The sequence below is a fragment of the Bradyrhizobium sp. cir1 genome (genome assembly GCF_014198245.1).
GTDB lineage: Bacteria > Pseudomonadota > Alphaproteobacteria > Rhizobiales > Xanthobacteraceae > Bradyrhizobium.
In genome coordinates, this window is the sequence record NZ_JACIHE010000001.1 from 683,817 (window position 1) to 698,030 (window position 14,214).

The following is a 14,214-nucleotide window of genomic DNA, read 5'->3' on the forward strand; positions in this document are numbered from 1 at the left end:
GGATAGCGGCGAGACCTATCCTTCCCAAGATCGGACTGCCTCCCATTGACGCCCGACCGGATGGAGAGCGCATCGGTGCCTGAAACGAACGACCCCAAACCTGATAGCGACAAGCCTGATACTGCCAAGCCTGAGACCGCCAAGCCTGAAGCCGCAAAGCCTGAAGCCGCAAAGCCTGAAGCCGCAAAGCCGGACGAGGCGCGCGCCGACGGCGGGCTGGCGCGGGCCTATGGCCAGATCAAGAGCGCTGAGGAAGACCTCGCGCGGCTGGACCGGCTGGTTTCCGGAATGGAACGCGACAGCGAAGGCCCGCGGGCCTCGCACGCAAGCCATGGTGCGACGGCAGGCGGGACTTCCGGAAACAAGGCGCCGATGCCCGCTGCCAAGCTTCCGAATTCCGGGACTCGCGATCAAGGTTTGAAGGGAGATCGGACCATGATGCGCGCTCTGGCCATTCTCGTGCTGGCGATCGGCCTGCTCGGTGCCGCCTTCGCGTCGCAATATCGCGATGAGGCCAAATCGATCGGCAAGTCGATCATGGCACGTTGGGCTCCGCCAGCCGCGAGCACGGCCCCGCAGGCGTCCACGGCGCAGAGTCCGGCGCAGCCGCCGGCCGTGCTGCTGGCTGCTGCGGACGAGCCGAGCGCGGTGCCCGCGCCGCCGGTCGCCAAGGACACGGAAGGCGCCCCAAAGCCTGGCGCCACAGCGCCTGCCCCGTCATCGTCCGATCTTGCGCAATCGCTCAAGGCCATCACGAGCGAGCTTGCGAGCATCAACGGCAAGCTCGAGCAACTGAAAAGCCGCAACGAGCAGACCCTGCGCGAGCAGGCCGACACCATTCAACAGCTCAAGGCAGCGCAGGAGAAGGATGCGGCGGACAATGCGCGCCTCGCCGCGCAGGTCCAGGCGCTGCAAACGCAACTGACCACGTCATCCGCACCTGCAGCCGCCAAGCCCGTCGTGCGGAGCGTTATGAATAACGATGCGGCTGCGCAGGCCCGGCCGCACGTCCCGGCGGCCGCACCCCGGCGGCCCAGGCCGCCGCGAGGCCCCTGGATGCCTCCGCCCTATGACCCCTACGGTGATCCGGATTGGTGAGCCAAGGAGCGTAGCCCGGATGAGCGCAGCGACATCCGGGGAAATGCTTCGGCAGAACACCCCGGATATCGCTTCGCTCATCCGGGCTACAGGTCCCATTCGTTCTGCGCCCGGCCTTCACAATCAATACGGCCAGTGCCGTAGGTGGGCAAAGGCGCACTTGCGCCGTGCCCACCATTTCGTGCCGAGATAGCGTTGGTGGGCACGCTTCCGCCTTCGCTCTGTCGAGCTACGGCGGACAAGCCGCTTTGCCCACCCTGCGAAACGTCGATCTTCACCACCAATACGGCCAGCGCCATCCCTCATAGCGAACATAGGACGGCACCAGCGGCGGGCCGTAGGGATCGACGCGGTCGTCTTCAGGGCGATAGCGATAGCGGGGAACGACATTGTAATCCCACGGCGTCGGCCTCAGCACGGGCGCCGTGACGATGAGCCTCTCCTGCGGTGCACGAACGACGACAGCCTTCCGCGTCCGGGCTTCGGCGCCGGACGTTCCAAGGCTGGATAGCACCAGGGCCGTTCCGAGCGCACAGGCGAGCGTCATCTTTGTCATGCGTTGGTCTCCTTGCCGCCAGAGTGCAAAAGGACTCGAGGCAAGGCAAGCTAATTCGATCCGGATTAACGCTCCCGGCGCCACGGGCGCCTGTCTCGCCGCTGGAACCTGCATGCCGCAGCAGATGTAGCCCGGCTAAAGCATGATCCGGAAAAGTGCGCAGCGGTTTTCCGAAAAGATCATGCGCAAACAATAACCTAAAGCGCGATGACGATTCATCCCAATCTCATCGCGCTTTAGGCCGCCTTGCCGGCCTAGGCACTCGCCTCCGCGAGCTGCTTTTCGGGACTCTGGCCGGCGCCTTGCGGCGGGTTGATGTCCTTCAAGCTCGCATCGCTTTGATGGACAGCGAGAATGTTGATGCCGAGCACCATGGACTGATAGCCGTTGTCCCGCAGCCACTGCTCGAGCTGGAGGGTGTCCGTCTTGATCTTCTCGATCAGCAGGATCGGGCGATAGGTCCTGATCGTCTCCCGGGCGCCCGCGAGAGCCTCCAGCTCCATGCCTTCGACGTCGATCTTGATGAAATCGACCCGCGGCAGATTGAGCTCGTCCAGCATCATCTTCCGGATAACGACGGTGTTCTGTGCATAGTCGATCGGCTGACCGATGAATTCGTTGCTTGGGCACGACCGCAGTTCCAGGCTGCCGAAGCTGGACGGCGTGAAATAGTTCGGATTCGGAATTTGCATCGTGCCGGATTCGGACGACACGGCAGCATGCACCGCGAACGCGTTGAAGCAGTTGTTGATGGCGATGTTGCCCGCCAGCGCATAATAGATCCGTTCCTGGGCTTCGACCGCGATCACTGATCCCCAGCCTGTCATCGCCGAGGCCCATTCGATCGTGTGCACGCCGATATTCGCACCGCAGTCGATGGCGATCACGCCGTCACCGTGGTGCCGCCGTCGCAATGCCAGCAGTTCGAGCGCGATCTTGACCTCGTTTGGATCGAAAGCGGCCGTTTCGAGGATCTGAAACCCCACGCCGTAGCCGCGGTCAGGACCGGTCATGCGATAGTCGAAACGATTGACGATCATCGTCCCGTGGTTGGACGCGGCCAAGACAAAGGCCAGCTTTTGCCCCGCGATCGGCATTGCAGAATCTCCCTGCGCTCGGAGTGGAGGCCACTATCGCAATGCCTGCTTATGCGGGGCTTGTCCCGTCGAGCCACCCCTTGAGATAGTCGAGCCGCCCCCTATTCCCGCGCCCGGCGCAGAGCCTCCTCCAGCTTCTTGCGTTGCTTGTCCCAGCGGGTCTCTTCGGCCTCGGCGCGTTCGTCGAGGGCGGCCCGCGCGGCTTCGATCTCCTCCGCCCGCGCCTCATGCTCCCGCCTCGCCTTGTCGATCGCCGCCTGGGCTACGGCGACGGCCTTGTCGCGGCGCGCGCGCTCCTTAACGCGGGCCTTGGCGCGGGCGGCCTCCTCCTTGCGGCGCTCGGCTTCACGCCGCTGCTCCTCCTTCTCGAACGCCACGGCGGCCTTGCGCGCCTCTTGATCGTCGATCTTGCGCGATGGTTTGTGTGCCGGCTTGGCGGCACGCTTGCTCGGCTTCGGTTTACGTTTGGGCTTGTTCTCGCCCTCGGCGAGATCGGTCGGCAGCTCCGCGCTTTCGGTGAACGGACCATCCGATCCGACCGGACGCCTGAGCACGACGCCCGGCTTCGCCATGGTCGCGGCGACGATGTCGGGATCGTCGATCTCCCGGGCAACGCCCTGATGGAACAGATTGGAGCTGGCGCCCCAGGCCTCAAGCGCCGCCTTCATCGAGGGTGCCGCAACGGCCTGGTCGTAGAAGCCGAGCGAGGTCTGGTAGGTCTTCAGTTGTCTCTTGAGTTGTTTTGGCATGTCGCCCCGCGACGCATCAGCTCCCGGCCGTCGCGCCAGTGCCACAATGCCATCATGCTCCTGTTTTGCCCGACAGGTCAAATGCTGTTCGGTATCGCCGAAATCGGACAGAGAGGCCGGCCCTCACGGCATTCCTTTCCATGAGGCAGCCCTGCCCGACGGGGCAGACGATTTCGGGATCGCAGAACTCTGAAATGCCTGACGTTTTCTACTGTGCATGGGGTTGTTTTCGATGTCTTGGTCTGTAGCCCGGATGAGCGAAGCGACATCCGGGGAATGTCTCGGCAACACAGGTCCCGGATCTCGCTTCGCTCATCCGGGCTACAGGCTACCCCTCGAGCAACGCGTCATATCCCTTCGCGCTGAACGCCAGCAGACAGAACCCGTGCCCGAACGGATCGGCCAGCATGGCGATCCGCCCATAGGGCGCATCGCGCGCCGACACCTCCAGGATCGCGCCGGCGCGGAGCGCGCGCTCGACCGCGGCATCGACATCATCGACGACGACATCGATATGCACGGGCGTCCAGTGCCGCTCGTAGCGGCGGCGGTCGCCGCCGGCACCCACCGTGCCGGCCTGTTTGGTCAGCAGATAAACCGGCGCCGGCCAGCCGAGCAGCTCGACGAAGTCGCTGCCGAAGCGGCGGCCGACGGCGAGGCCGAAGGCGGCGGTGTAGAAGGTCGTGGCTTGCGCGACGTCGGGGACGTCGATGTTGACCAGGAAGGTCATGATGGGCTCGCTGCGCGGTTAGCGGGACGAGCGTAGCCGGGATCGAGCCTCGCGCAATCGGGGATGGCGTCGCACGACGGGTCCAGAATTTCGCTTACGCCCGCCCCACGCTGTGCCTCCGATTGCTGCGCGCTCTCAATCGCCTCTGAGGCTCAGAATATAAGCGGCCAGCGCGTCGGCCTGCTCCGGCGAGATCACCAGATTCGGCATGTTCTGGTGGCTGGTCCGCCAGAACACCTTGAGCGACAGGGCTGTGGTGCCGCGGCGGTCGGCGATCGCCTGGAAGCTCGGGGCGTTGTCGAAGAATCCGGGCCCGTACCGCTCGACGGCGTGGCAGGGCTGGCACCAGGCCTGTGCCAGACGATGGCCTTCGGACACCGCGCGCGAGCCCGACCTCGGAGCCCCGGCGGCGGTGTGCATGACGCCGAAGAGAAAGAGGAGTGACAACACGATCAGGATGGCGATGCCGATGGAGATTCGAACGGTGTGCGACATGGCCATCCCTCGCCCTTGCTTCGTCGAAGTATCAAGCGTAGGTCGGCGCGCACAGATGAAATTGACTTGCGTCAAGAGCGGCGTGAGACAAGAGAACACGACGTCTCCGCCGCGGCGCTACGAATCACGGCATCGGCATCGCAATCCGCTGGAAGGATCATCATGAACGGCAATCGCTATTATGGCGTCCGCGTCGAGGGCGCGAAATACGGCGTGGGCTTCGGCTCGGCGCTCGCCATCGCGATCTCCTACACCAACAACCATTCGATCCTGTGGGCGATCATCCACGGCATCCTAGGCTGGCTCTACGTGATCTTCGTAGCGCTGTTCCGGTGATATCGCACCGGCAGGCGCCGATCGGGCCAGGCCATCCTTAAGCTTTTGCTTGCTTTCCCGGTTCCCGCCCCTACGGTCGCGCCGCGAACGAAGCTTTGAACGAGACAGATATGACCGACACGATGAAATGCCCCGCGTGCAGCTCCGAGCACGCCTATCAGGACCGCGACCTCTGGGTCTGCCCGGAGTGCGGCCACGAGTGGAGCGGTGCGGCGGATGCGGCTGCCGACGCGGCGCCGGATGCAAGCGTGCGCGACGCCAACGGCAATGTGCTCGCCGACGGCGACAGCGTCATCGTGATCAAGGATCTCAAGATCAAGGGCTCCTCCTCGGTCGTGAAAGGCGGCACCAAGGTGCGCAACATCCGCCTCCAGGACGCCAGCGACGGCCACAACATCGCCTGCAAGATCGACGGCATCGGCGCGATGAATCTGAAGTCGGAGTTCGTGAGGAAGGCCTGAGCACGGGCCAGCCGGCCCGCACGGTAACGCTAACGCCAGTTCCTTTCCTGGAACACACGATTCCTCTTATCCAATCGGGAAAAATGTGTAATCTGCCTCTTGCCGGGCAGGCCTTTGTAGCGCGTAGGAATTTTTTCAACCCGGGGCTGGCTTTTCGACGACGCGTTTGATTGCATCGCAGCTTTGAGACTTGAATGGCCGCCCCCCGGGGCGGCCTTCCCGTTTTGGGGCCGGGCCTATCGCTGCCGCTGCGCCAGATAAAATCCGCACAGCACCGTCACCAGGCCTGCCGTCTGCAACAGCGTCGGCGGCTCGCCGAGCAGGAGCCAGCCGGTCAGCAGCGTCAGCGCCGGCACGCAGGCCGGAAACACCGCGGCGCGCGCGACGCCGAGGCGCTGGACCGAGACCGCGAACAGATAGAGCGCGGCAGGCCCTGCGAGCACGCCCTGCGCCAGCGCCTGGATCGCGTTTTCGGTGATGCCGATCGCCGCGACGTGAGCGAGCCCGACGGTGGCGATGTAGATCGGCAGCAGCAGCAGCGACAGCACGTTGATGACCAGCGCGGCCGACACGGCCGAGACGCGCCAGCGCCGCAGTGCTGCGCCGAAGCCGGCGAACATCAATCCGGTCAGCACGAAGATCAGATCGCCCTGCACGCCCTCGGCGCCGATATGGCCGATCGATTCCGCGCCGATGACGCCGAGCCCGGCGACGATGATGATGGCGCCTGCGAGCCGCGAAGCGGAGATCCGCTCCTTCAGGACAATCGCGGCCAGTAGCAGGCCGCCGAGCGTGGCGCAGGAGGGCTGGATCACGCTGCCATGGCCGAGCGGCACGAACAGGAAGCCGGTGTAGGAGATCAGCGACATCACGGGACCGCCGAGCACCATGAGCGCAAGGCCCCTGCCCCAGCCGATGCCGCAGAGATCGGAGATGCCGGCGCGCAGTACCAAAGGCAGGAATGCAATGCCCGACCAGACATAGCGATGCACGAGCAGATCGACCGGCGTGAAGCCGACCTTCAGTCCATGCCGCGTGCCGGCAAAGCCCAGCGCCCAGAACAGCGCAGCCGACAGGCCGCAGACCACGCCAACAAGCGCCGGCGCCGCATCGTTCTTCTGAGTGAGAGCGTCAGCGCCGCTCGTCCGCTGATCCATGGATCAAGCGATATGTCGGCAGAGGCCGTGGCTCAACCCACGTGGGCGCAGGGCTGGCACGCAACGGCAGCGATGAAGATGTAGCCCGGATGAGCGAAGCGATATCCGGGACTTCTCTTGCCACCGACCCGGATGTCGCTCCGCTCATCCGGGCTACGAAAGACAGCTCAGAAAAATCCGGGGCTGAGATCGAGGCCGTAAGTCAGGCTCAGCACGAACACGAACAGCGCGGCGGCCGCGAACAGCGCAAGATGCCTGAGAATGAATTCACGCGGCGACGTAGTGGCGGCAACGGCTTTTTGCGCAACGGGCATGAACGACCTCCAGTATGATTCCGGAAATGGCCGCTCAATATGCGGCGCGCGCATCAGGCGCCGCGATCTCCGAAACAAATATTAAGAAGATCACAGGCGTCTTGAACGGCCGTACAAAACGCACGGCTCCTGCCATAAAGAAAAACCGCGCTCCCAAGGGAACGCGGTTCCAACCTGACACGAGGCCTTCTTAAAACCCGAATCTTGCGGTAGGCACGATGCGCGCGCACCGTGCTCGTTGCGGAAGCTTAGCGGGCCGATCCCACCGTCGCCGTCTTCACGTGGCGCGGGGCCAGGACGCTGGCCTGCAGCGCCGTCACGCTGGTGGCGGGCGCCGACACCTGCTGCTCGACGTGGTTGGCACCGAGCACGCGGACCTGCACGGGCGAAGCCGGAATGCCATTGGCCTCGTAGGCCGGAAGCTCGGCGGCGAAGGTGGCAGTCGAGCCCGCGATGGCGAGGACGGCGGCTGCGATCGACAAGGTCTTCTTGTTCATTGGTGATGCTCCAGCAGGAAGTTTCGGAGCACATCTAAGCCTGATTTGCTGCGTTGCGACATGCGTTGTTGCAACGCAATATAGCGTCTAGCGCATGGCAATATATTTAACGCGTCCAGGGTCTTGGACGGATTTCCTGATTCGGCGGGTTCAGCCGCCCAGGACGTCGCCCCAGCCGTCGAAGACATAGGCCTTCCAGGCCACGGTTCCATCGCCGCGGAGGCGGCTGGCCCGCCGATAGTCGTCGGCCTGATCGGCGGTCCAGGTGATGATTCTGCCGGAGACACGATCGTGCAGGATGGCGGGCTCGGTGGGATCGAAGGCGTCCATGGGACGAAGCGAGGAATGCGTCATGGCCGACCAACGCGCTCCACTTGGCGAAAGTTGCCGCAAAGCGTCAGATTCGTATTTATCGAATTTTGGCGTCCGGGAACCTGGAACACGCGCGTGTCTCCGCAGCCACACTCCCCGAAAAAGCCCATTTTCGCCCATTTGCGCCATTGCGCCGCCACACGGTCCCCCGAACAATTGACGGGCTGCGTGCCTTTCTGTGCAAGACTGTTCGGACAAGACTGGTTCGGGCAGAACCGTTTGGAGGCAGGGATCATGAATGATCGGCGGTCTCTCCTGGTGGCAGTCGCCTGCCCCTCGGCCGTCATGGCCGGCTGGGTGGCGCTCTCTCTGTCCGCCTATGCCCCTGCCCTGATCGAGAACAGCAGCGCCAACGCGGCCGCAATCTCGCGTGCCAAAGACCTCAGCCGTCTCGATCTCGCCGACCTTCCCCGCGCTGCAACGATCGAGGATGGCATTGCGCTGACGGCCGACATCGCCGCCGCCGTCGCAGCGACACCAATGCCGGTGGTCACCGAGGCAGCGGCGCCCGAGGTGCCCGCCCCCGCCATCAAGCTCGCCTCCGCCGATCCGGCGCTGATCCTGCCGAGCGAGCCGCCCGCGCCGCAAATTCTGCCCGAGCCGGCACCCGCGGCCAGCGAGGCAACGCCGGCGCAGGAGCCGGTCAAGTTGGCATCCGCCGATCCCGCCGAGATCGTGGCGACCGACGCGCTGTCACCCGCAGCCCTCGCGACCGGGCCGGCAGCCATCACAGAGAGCAAGGCGTCACCGCCTGCCGACACCATCGCCGTGCTCGACGAATGCTTCGTCGTGGACGCCTGCATCGACCGCTATCTCTGGGCGCTCTACCAGCGCACGCCCAAGGAGGACTCGATCAAGGTCGAGGAGCGCCGCGCCGTCACCGTCAAGCGCCGGGGCAAGATGGTCACGGTGATGCGCAGCTTCACGAAGCTGGTCGACGAGGATTTCGGCTGGAAGGATCCGAAAGCGGCCGACCATGCCGGCATGTCGATGATGAATTACGTCATCGGCGGCATGGACAAGAGCTTCAAGCGCAAGCTGTTCCGCACGCTGCTCGCCGCCGAAGCCGCCGGCCTGTCGCCGGGCATCACCAGCGCGTTCCGCGACGACTACCGCCAGTCGATCGCGAGCGGCCTGAAGGCCGCCTCCGACCGCTCCTATCACGGCGGCAGCACGCGCGGCGGCTATGGCCACGGCATGGCGGCCGACATCGTCTCGACCGCCGGCAACAACCGCGCTCAGCGCTGGGTCTCGACTGAAGTGTTGTGGAAATGGGTCGACGCCAACGGCAAGGCGTACGGCATCGGCCGGCCCTATCTCGGCCGCGATCCGCCGCATGTCGGCCCGATCGACGGCGCCGAATACATCTCGAAGCGTGGCACGGCGGACCGCAAGGAGGTCGCCAGCGCCAAGCCGAAGAAGGCACGGGCCGTGGCGCATGCAAGGCTGCCGAAGGCGCAAGCCACGCGCGAGCAGAAAGGCTCGGCCAAGCCGCAGAAATCGGCGCAATCGGCCGGTAAGCGCGCGACCTGAGCCGTTACGGCTTGCGTCCCGCTGAGGGCAGCGGCACGAGCCGCATCTCGGTCGTGCCGGCCTCTTGCGTGCGCACCAGCACGGCAAAGATGGTCTCGACCGCGAGCCGCACCGCGGCCTCCATCGCCTTGCCCTTGGCCAGATGCGCCGCGATCAGGCCGGTGAGCAGATCGCCGGTGCCATAGGGGCGGATCGGCAGTCGCGGCGTCGCAAAGCGTGACAGCTGGCCGTCCGCACAGAGGATCGTCTCCACCTGCCCCTCGGGCGTGTCAGTGAGCGTGCAGCCGGTCGCAACGACGTCGATGCGGCCCTCGCCCGCGAGCGCCGCGCACGCCCCGCGCAGGCCCTGGGTATCCGCGATCGCAAGACCTGCGAGCAGTTCGAGTTCGAACAGGTTCGGCGTCGTCAGGTTCGCGGCCGGCAGCAGCCGGTGCCGCACCACATCCAGGATGCCATCGGCGACATAGACGCGGCCATCGTCCCCGATCACGGGATCGCAGAGATAGACGAGCTTCGAATTCCGCGTCAGCGCCCGCTCGACGAAATCGGCGACGACGGCCGCATTGCCGGGCGAGCCGAGATAGCCGGTGACCAGCACCGCGGCCTCGTCGACGAGATCGCGCTCCTCGACGCCTTTGAGGAGATCGGCAACGAGCTCGGTCTCCAGCACGCGGCCGCGGAGGGTTGGATAGCGCGGGTGGTTCGACAACAACGTGGTCGGCACCGCCGCGACGTTCACGCCCTCCGCCTGCATGGCGTAGGCGGCCGCGCTGTTGCCGACATGGCCGTGGACCACCTGGCTTTGAATGGAGATGACGAGCATGCGGAGGTCCGTAAGGTCAATCGCGGTGCAAGGCAAGCGCAGCCCGGATCACGAAAAATCGTACCCGAGCCCCTGGCGCAGCGCCTGCATCTTCCGCGCCAGCCGCCGATGCCCCGTCTCCTCCGACCGCGCCAGCCGGCCCGCGACCGCGACATGATCCGCATCGCTCTTGTGCTGGTTGAGCTTGGCCTGCCCTTCGACGGTATCGACCACGAGATCGATGACGCGGATCGCCGCCAGCATGCTCTCGCGCTTGCCCGGCTCCATCCGTGCCAGGTCCCATGGCGGTTTTGGCAAACGCGCCTCGGCGACCGCGAGCAGCGCATCGCCATGTCCACGGTTCTCATCCAGCCCGCGCAGATGCGCCACGCCCGACAGGTGCACGGCCTCGTAGAGCCAGGTCGAGACGTTGTCCTTCGAGGCATACCAGTCATTGGAGACGTAGGCATCGTCGCCGGCCACGATCAGCAGGAATCGCCTCGCGCCGTCCGCCAGCGCAACGAGCGGATTCCTGGCGGTGAGGTGGATCTGCACGATGGAGCGCCCGTCGCGCTGCTCCAGCACGAACGGCACGTGCGAGGCCCGCGGCCCGCGCTCATCCGCTGCTACGACCACGCCGAAGCCGCGTTGCCCGGCGAATTCCAGCGCAGCCTGCTCCTCGATATGGAATTGGGGACGGAGGACATGCATGGCGCGGCGCTCGATTGGCTCGACGAAGAACGAGGCAAGGCTAACCCATCGTACGCCGAAATCAGAAACGATATCGGCCCGCAAACGCGGATGTCAGGAATGATTTCGGCGCCGCTCAAGCTCGCCGAGATAGGCGCAGAACATGTCGGCCAGTCCGTCGGCCTGGCGCGCGATCTCGGTTTCGCTGCGTGGCGCCTCCGAGAACCTTTTGCCGACCTCGCTCAGCGTCGTCGTGATCAGCTCGCCGGCGAGAGCGCGCGTCGCGTCCGTTGCCCTGGGCAGCGCCTCCCGCATGAACGCCGCGACGATTCCCTTGCCGGCAGCCCGCGCGTCTTGCGCCTCGGGCGCATCGCGATAGAGCGGCGCGGCATCGCTGAGGGCGGTGCGGATCGCGGCCTCCTCGCACTCGGAGCGGATGAAGGCATTGACCAGCGCGCGCAGCCGCAGCGGCGGCGGCTTCGCATCGTCCGCGAGGATGCCGCGCAGCATGTCGCTCGTGCGCCGCCATTCATCGCTCTGGAGGCGGAACAGGATCGCCGCCTTGTTCGGGAAGTATTGATAGAGCGAGCCGACGCTCACCCCGGCCCGCTCCGCCACCCGCGCCGTGGTGAAACGCTGCGCCCCTTCCTTCGCCAGGACCTGAACAGCCGCATCCAGAATGGCCGCCACAAGCTCCGTGGAGCGCGCCTGTTGCGGCTGTTTTCGCGAGGAAACTGAACGGCTTCGACGATCGGCCATGGCGTATCCAGGGAATGCGAATAGGAAATGCGACGAATTAGTCGTATTTGAGCTTCCGCGCAAGCACGTGCTTGTTCGCGATCTCTGGAGACCTGAAATGACCACCCCCACCATCACATCGCTTGCGCCGCTGCTGGATCGCCTCTTCCTCGAGGCCGAGGCAGCAAGCGGCGCAACGCACGCAGCCGTCGCGGATCTGTCCGATGCCGAACGGACGCGGATGCTGCGGAGCAAGACCGACTACCGCGATCTCTATGGACGCCTGAAGGACGCGCCGCTCGCGGTCTCGCGCGAGACCGGTGTGCTGCTCTACATGCTGGCGCGCAGTTCCCGCGCCAAAACGATCGTCGAGTTCGGCACCTCGTTCGGCATCTCGACCCTGCACCTTGCCGCAGGCTTGCGCGACAATGGCGGCGGCCGCCTCATCACCAGCGAGTTTGAGCCATCGAAAGCAGTGCGGGCGCGGGAGAACCTGTCGGCCGGCGGCTTGATCGACCTCGTCGAAATCCGCGAGGGCGATGCGCTGCAAACGCTCAGTGCCGATCTGCCTGATACGATCGATCTCGTGCTGCTCGACGGTGCCAAGGCGCTCTACCCCGAGATCCTGGATCTGATCGAAGGCCATCTCAGACCGGGTGCGATCATCCTCGCCGACAACGCCGACGACAGCCCCGACTATCTGGCGCGGGTGCGTGCGCCCGGCAGCGGCTATATGTCGACGCCCTTCGCCGAAGACGTCGAGCTCTCCGTGCGCATCAGCTAGCGCCGTCCCGAACCACCACAAAAGCGTGGAGCCGCCGCACGATTCACCATGCGGCGGCTTCAGCCTGCGTTCCGAGATGTCGCAGGCCCGTCACTGACACGTGATAATTACCCCCGCCAAAAGCCGATCTCCGCATGCTAAACATACCTACCGCGCGGTATCTTTCCTGCCGCCATGCCCGAGCCCGACATGACTTCCGCCTTCAACGCCTACGCCGCGCTTGCCCTCGCCATCGTCTTCGAGGTCACCGCGTCAGCCTTCCTGCAGCAATCCGCGCAATTCACGCGGCCGTGGCCGACGCTCGCCATGGTGCTGTTCTACGTCGCCTCGTTCTACGCACTGTCGGTCGCGATCCGGGTGATCCCCTTGAGCATCGCCTATGCGATCTGGGGCGGCGTCGGCATCATCCTGACCGCGACCGTCTCCTTCGTGCTGTTCCGCCAGATGCTGGACGCTGCGGCCTTCGTCGGCATCGGATTGATCGTATCAGGGGTCGTGATCATCAACCTTTTCTCGGAGACGACGGTGCATTGATGCCGGCGAGCGCCTATACCCGCGCCAAGCAGCCCGAACAGGTGCGGCGCGCCCTGCTCGATCACGCCGCGGCCATTGCCATGGACCATGGCGTCGCCGGCGTCACCGTGCAGGCGGTGGCGGCGGCGGCCGGCGTCACCAAGGGCGGACTGTTTCATCACTTCGGCAGCAAGCAGGCATTGATCGAGGGTCTGTTCGCCGACCTGCTCGGCCGCGTCGATGCCGAGATCGACGCCGCCATCGAAGCCGATCCCAAGCCGCGCGGCAGCTTCACGCGCGCCTATGTCAATGCGGTGTTCACCGGCAAAGCCTTCGGCTTTGCCACGCCATGGGCGGCGCTGAGCATGGTCGTCGTCACCGATCCCTCACTGCGCCGGCTCTGGAACGACTGGATGAAGGCCCGGCTGAGGCACCACCGCGCGACCGACGGCACGCCCGAGCTGCAGATCGTGCGCCTCGCCGCCGACGGCGCCTGGCTGACCTTCGTCACGACCGGGCAGACACGGATGAGTGCCGACTTGCGCGCCGTGCACGATCGGCTGATCGCGCAAACTTATCGGCGCGGATAGCCGATCTGCTCTATTGCGCGGTCACGGGCTTGGGCGGACGTGGCGCGGACTTGGACGGCTTTGTGCCAGGCTTGGTCGCGGGTCGCGGCGGCGGCGCATCGACGGACTCCAGATACGCGGCGAGCGCCTTGGCGGAGTCGGAACTGGTTGCGTAATGGTCCTTCAGGAACCAGGACAGCGTCAGGCTGAAGCGTCCCTTGGCAAGGCCGCGCGGGCTGCGGTGGCAGGTCGCGCAGCCGTCGGCAAACAGCTTTTCGGGCGACTTGCCCGCATCGAGATTTTGCGCGGAGGCAACCGTCGCCGTCAGTGCGGCGGCCGCGGCAAGAATCATCAGGGGCGCGATCAGGCCGCGCCCCGGTCGGAATAGCGATATCAATGTCGCCCCCCAGAGCGTTTTCAAGCGAAGTGGAGACCGGTTCGCATCAAGAAAACGCGTCAAAAATCCAGAGTTCCCGTCCTGCGGTCACGCCGCCAGCAACTGATCGAATTCGGGCGGCGCGTAGGCCTTGCCGTCCTGGTCGGTGATGACGACCCGCCAGCCCTCGCTCGCCCACACCTTTGCCTTCGCCACGATGAGCAGCCGGCTCTCGCGGGCGAAACTGTACTTCTCATTGTCGCGTTCTGCGACCATTTTATAGGCCAATGCGCATCCCCTTGCGTTGCCTTGCACCCGCCCCCTCGTGGCAGCGGGCTTTGGCGGCA

Annotated in this window: 21 protein-coding genes; 7 read left to right on the forward strand and 14 right to left on the reverse strand. The window is 65.3% G+C overall.

Annotation, left to right across the window (positions count from 1 at the left end; all coding sequences use genetic code 11):
• The first annotated feature begins 60 nt into the window (after positions 1–60).
• Positions 61–1,098 (forward strand): hypothetical protein, encoded by a 1,038-nt coding sequence (locus GGD63_RS03255; RefSeq protein ID WP_183239690.1) that lies wholly within the window; start codon positions 61–63, stop codon positions 1,096–1,098.
• Positions 1,099–1,372: 274 nt separating this feature from the next.
• On the opposite strand, the gene GGD63_RS03260 is transcribed toward GGD63_RS03255, so the two are convergent.
• From GGD63_RS03260 to GGD63_RS03280, 5 genes are all read right to left on the reverse strand, one after another.
• A complete protein-coding gene (locus GGD63_RS03260; protein WP_183239443.1) occupies positions 1,373–1,654 on the reverse strand; it encodes a hypothetical protein in 282 nt (93 codons plus the stop codon).
• Positions 1,655–1,908: 254 nt separating this feature from the next.
• Positions 1,909–2,751 carry an FkbM family methyltransferase gene (locus GGD63_RS03265; RefSeq protein WP_183239444.1) on the reverse strand — a complete coding sequence of 281 codons (843 nt, stop codon included), beginning with the start codon at positions 2,749–2,751 and terminating at the stop codon, positions 1,909–1,911.
• Between the two features lie 101 nt (positions 2,752–2,852).
• Complete coding sequence (locus GGD63_RS03270; protein WP_183239445.1) at positions 2,853–3,500, reverse strand: cell envelope biogenesis protein TolA; 648 nt, start codon at positions 3,498–3,500, stop codon at positions 2,853–2,855.
• A 328-nt stretch (positions 3,501–3,828) separates the two neighbouring features.
• Positions 3,829–4,230, reverse strand: a complete 402-nt coding sequence (locus GGD63_RS03275; protein WP_183239446.1) for a VOC family protein — start codon at positions 4,228–4,230, stop codon at positions 3,829–3,831.
• Positions 4,231–4,365: 135 nt separating this feature from the next.
• Entirely contained in the window at positions 4,366–4,725 is a 360-nt protein-coding gene (locus GGD63_RS03280) for a cytochrome c (RefSeq protein ID WP_183239447.1), read from the reverse strand.
• Positions 4,726–4,887: 162 nt separating this feature from the next.
• On the opposite strand from GGD63_RS03280, the gene GGD63_RS03285 reads away from it, so the two are divergent.
• Both GGD63_RS03285 and GGD63_RS03290 read left to right on the forward strand, forming a co-directional pair.
• Positions 4,888–5,061, forward strand: coding sequence for a hypothetical protein (locus GGD63_RS03285; RefSeq protein WP_018644642.1), 174 nt, complete (start codon positions 4,888–4,890; stop codon positions 5,059–5,061).
• A 110-nt stretch (positions 5,062–5,171) separates the two neighbouring features.
• The gene (locus tag GGD63_RS03290; protein WP_183239448.1) at positions 5,172–5,522 is read left to right on the forward strand and encodes a zinc ribbon domain-containing protein YjdM; all 351 of its coding nucleotides are present in this window, start codon (positions 5,172–5,174) and stop codon (positions 5,520–5,522) included.
• A gap of 236 nt (positions 5,523–5,758) precedes the next feature.
• Here GGD63_RS03290 and GGD63_RS03295 read toward each other — a convergent pair whose 3' ends face one another.
• The 4 genes from GGD63_RS03295 to GGD63_RS03310 form a co-directional block, all read right to left on the reverse strand.
• Positions 5,759–6,679 carry a DMT family transporter gene (locus GGD63_RS03295; RefSeq protein WP_183239449.1) on the reverse strand — a complete coding sequence of 307 codons (921 nt, stop codon included), beginning with the start codon at positions 6,677–6,679 and terminating at the stop codon, positions 5,759–5,761.
• 167 nt (positions 6,680–6,846) lie between these two features.
• The gene (locus GGD63_RS03300) at positions 6,847–6,993 is read right to left on the reverse strand and encodes a hypothetical protein (RefSeq protein ID WP_183239450.1); all 147 of its coding nucleotides are present in this window, start codon (positions 6,991–6,993) and stop codon (positions 6,847–6,849) included.
• Between the two features lie 248 nt (positions 6,994–7,241).
• On the reverse strand, positions 7,242–7,490 hold the full coding sequence (locus GGD63_RS03305; protein ID WP_183239451.1) for a hypothetical protein: 249 nt from the start codon (positions 7,488–7,490) through the stop codon (positions 7,242–7,244).
• Between the two features lie 150 nt (positions 7,491–7,640).
• On the reverse strand, positions 7,641–7,844 hold the full coding sequence (locus tag GGD63_RS03310) for a hypothetical protein (RefSeq protein ID WP_183239452.1): 204 nt from the start codon (positions 7,842–7,844) through the stop codon (positions 7,641–7,643).
• A gap of 252 nt (positions 7,845–8,096) precedes the next feature.
• On the opposite strand from GGD63_RS03310, the gene GGD63_RS03315 reads away from it, so the two are divergent.
• A complete protein-coding gene (locus GGD63_RS03315) occupies positions 8,097–9,395 on the forward strand; it encodes a hypothetical protein (protein WP_183239453.1) in 1,299 nt (432 codons plus the stop codon).
• A 4-nt stretch (positions 9,396–9,399) separates the two neighbouring features.
• On the opposite strand, the gene pdxY is transcribed toward GGD63_RS03315, so the two are convergent.
• The 3 genes from pdxY to GGD63_RS03330 form a co-directional block, all read right to left on the reverse strand.
• Positions 9,400–10,218, reverse strand: a complete 819-nt coding sequence (gene pdxY / locus GGD63_RS03320; RefSeq protein ID WP_183239454.1) for a pyridoxal kinase — start codon at positions 10,216–10,218, stop codon at positions 9,400–9,402.
• Positions 10,219–10,266: 48 nt separating this feature from the next.
• Complete coding sequence (locus tag GGD63_RS03325) at positions 10,267–10,908, reverse strand: FMN-binding negative transcriptional regulator (protein ID WP_183239455.1); 642 nt, start codon at positions 10,906–10,908, stop codon at positions 10,267–10,269.
• Between the two features lie 93 nt (positions 10,909–11,001).
• Positions 11,002–11,646, reverse strand: coding sequence for a TetR family transcriptional regulator (locus GGD63_RS03330; protein ID WP_183239456.1), 645 nt, complete (start codon positions 11,644–11,646; stop codon positions 11,002–11,004).
• Positions 11,647–11,743: 97 nt separating this feature from the next.
• On the opposite strand from GGD63_RS03330, the gene GGD63_RS03335 reads away from it, so the two are divergent.
• The 3 genes from GGD63_RS03335 (at position 11,744) to GGD63_RS03345 (ending at position 13,512) form a co-directional block, all read left to right on the forward strand.
• Positions 11,744–12,409, forward strand: a complete 666-nt coding sequence (locus tag GGD63_RS03335) for an O-methyltransferase (RefSeq protein WP_183239457.1) — start codon at positions 11,744–11,746, stop codon at positions 12,407–12,409.
• A 189-nt stretch (positions 12,410–12,598) separates the two neighbouring features.
• Positions 12,599–12,943, forward strand: a complete 345-nt coding sequence (locus GGD63_RS03340) for a multidrug efflux SMR transporter (RefSeq protein ID WP_018644652.1) — start codon at positions 12,599–12,601, stop codon at positions 12,941–12,943.
• Positions 12,943–13,512, forward strand: a complete 570-nt coding sequence (locus tag GGD63_RS03345; protein ID WP_183239691.1) for a TetR family transcriptional regulator — start codon at positions 12,943–12,945, stop codon at positions 13,510–13,512. The genes GGD63_RS03340 and GGD63_RS03345 overlap by 1 nt, the downstream gene beginning before the upstream one ends.
• A gap of 10 nt (positions 13,513–13,522) precedes the next feature.
• Here GGD63_RS03345 and GGD63_RS03350 read toward each other — a convergent pair whose 3' ends face one another.
• Positions 13,523–13,843, reverse strand: a complete 321-nt coding sequence (locus tag GGD63_RS03350) for a hypothetical protein (protein WP_183239692.1) — start codon at positions 13,841–13,843, stop codon at positions 13,523–13,525.
• A 132-nt stretch (positions 13,844–13,975) separates the two neighbouring features.
• On the reverse strand, positions 13,976–14,182 hold the full coding sequence (locus GGD63_RS03355) for a hypothetical protein (RefSeq protein ID WP_080137812.1): 207 nt from the start codon (positions 14,180–14,182) through the stop codon (positions 13,976–13,978).
• Positions 14,183–14,214 lie beyond the last annotated feature (32 nt).

Bases quoted from the DNA above. Each gene is read 5' to 3' on its own strand.
- GGD63_RS03255 (WP_183239690.1), top strand. From the start codon at position 61: ATGGAGAGCGCATCGGTGCCTGAAACGAACGACCCCAAACCTGATAGC.
- GGD63_RS03265 (WP_183239444.1), bottom strand. From the start codon at position 2,751: ATGCCGATCGCGGGGCAAAAGCTGGCCTTTGTCTTGGCCGCGTCCAAC.
- GGD63_RS03295 (WP_183239449.1), bottom strand. From the start codon at position 6,679: ATGGATCAGCGGACGAGCGGCGCTGACGCTCTCACTCAGAAGAACGAT.
- GGD63_RS03280 (WP_183239447.1), bottom strand. From the start codon at position 4,725: ATGTCGCACACCGTTCGAATCTCCATCGGCATCGCCATCCTGATCGTG.
- pdxY (WP_183239454.1), bottom strand. From the start codon at position 10,218: ATGCTCGTCATCTCCATTCAAAGCCAGGTGGTCCACGGCCATGTCGGC.
- GGD63_RS03325 (WP_183239455.1), bottom strand. From the start codon at position 10,908: ATGCATGTCCTCCGTCCCCAATTCCATATCGAGGAGCAGGCTGCGCTG.
- GGD63_RS03285 (WP_018644642.1), top strand. From the start codon at position 4,888: ATGAACGGCAATCGCTATTATGGCGTCCGCGTCGAGGGCGCGAAATAC.
- GGD63_RS03315 (WP_183239453.1), top strand. From the start codon at position 8,097: ATGAATGATCGGCGGTCTCTCCTGGTGGCAGTCGCCTGCCCCTCGGCC.
- GGD63_RS03350 (WP_183239692.1), bottom strand. From the start codon at position 13,843: ATGATTCTTGCCGCGGCCGCCGCACTGACGGCGACGGTTGCCTCCGCG.
- GGD63_RS03310 (WP_183239452.1), bottom strand. From the start codon at position 7,844: ATGACGCATTCCTCGCTTCGTCCCATGGACGCCTTCGATCCCACCGAG.
- GGD63_RS03305 (WP_183239451.1), bottom strand. From the start codon at position 7,490: ATGAACAAGAAGACCTTGTCGATCGCAGCCGCCGTCCTCGCCATCGCG.
- GGD63_RS03330 (WP_183239456.1), bottom strand. From the start codon at position 11,646: ATGGCCGATCGTCGAAGCCGTTCAGTTTCCTCGCGAAAACAGCCGCAA.
- GGD63_RS03270 (WP_183239445.1), bottom strand. From the start codon at position 3,500: ATGCCAAAACAACTCAAGAGACAACTGAAGACCTACCAGACCTCGCTC.
- GGD63_RS03345 (WP_183239691.1), top strand. From the start codon at position 12,943: ATGCCGGCGAGCGCCTATACCCGCGCCAAGCAGCCCGAACAGGTGCGG.
- GGD63_RS03275 (WP_183239446.1), bottom strand. From the start codon at position 4,230: ATGACCTTCCTGGTCAACATCGACGTCCCCGACGTCGCGCAAGCCACG.
- GGD63_RS03290 (WP_183239448.1), top strand. From the start codon at position 5,172: ATGACCGACACGATGAAATGCCCCGCGTGCAGCTCCGAGCACGCCTAT.
- GGD63_RS03340 (WP_018644652.1), top strand. From the start codon at position 12,599: ATGACTTCCGCCTTCAACGCCTACGCCGCGCTTGCCCTCGCCATCGTC.
- GGD63_RS03300 (WP_183239450.1), bottom strand. From the start codon at position 6,993: ATGCCCGTTGCGCAAAAAGCCGTTGCCGCCACTACGTCGCCGCGTGAA.
- GGD63_RS03335 (WP_183239457.1), top strand. From the start codon at position 11,744: ATGACCACCCCCACCATCACATCGCTTGCGCCGCTGCTGGATCGCCTC.
- GGD63_RS03260 (WP_183239443.1), bottom strand. From the start codon at position 1,654: ATGACAAAGATGACGCTCGCCTGTGCGCTCGGAACGGCCCTGGTGCTA.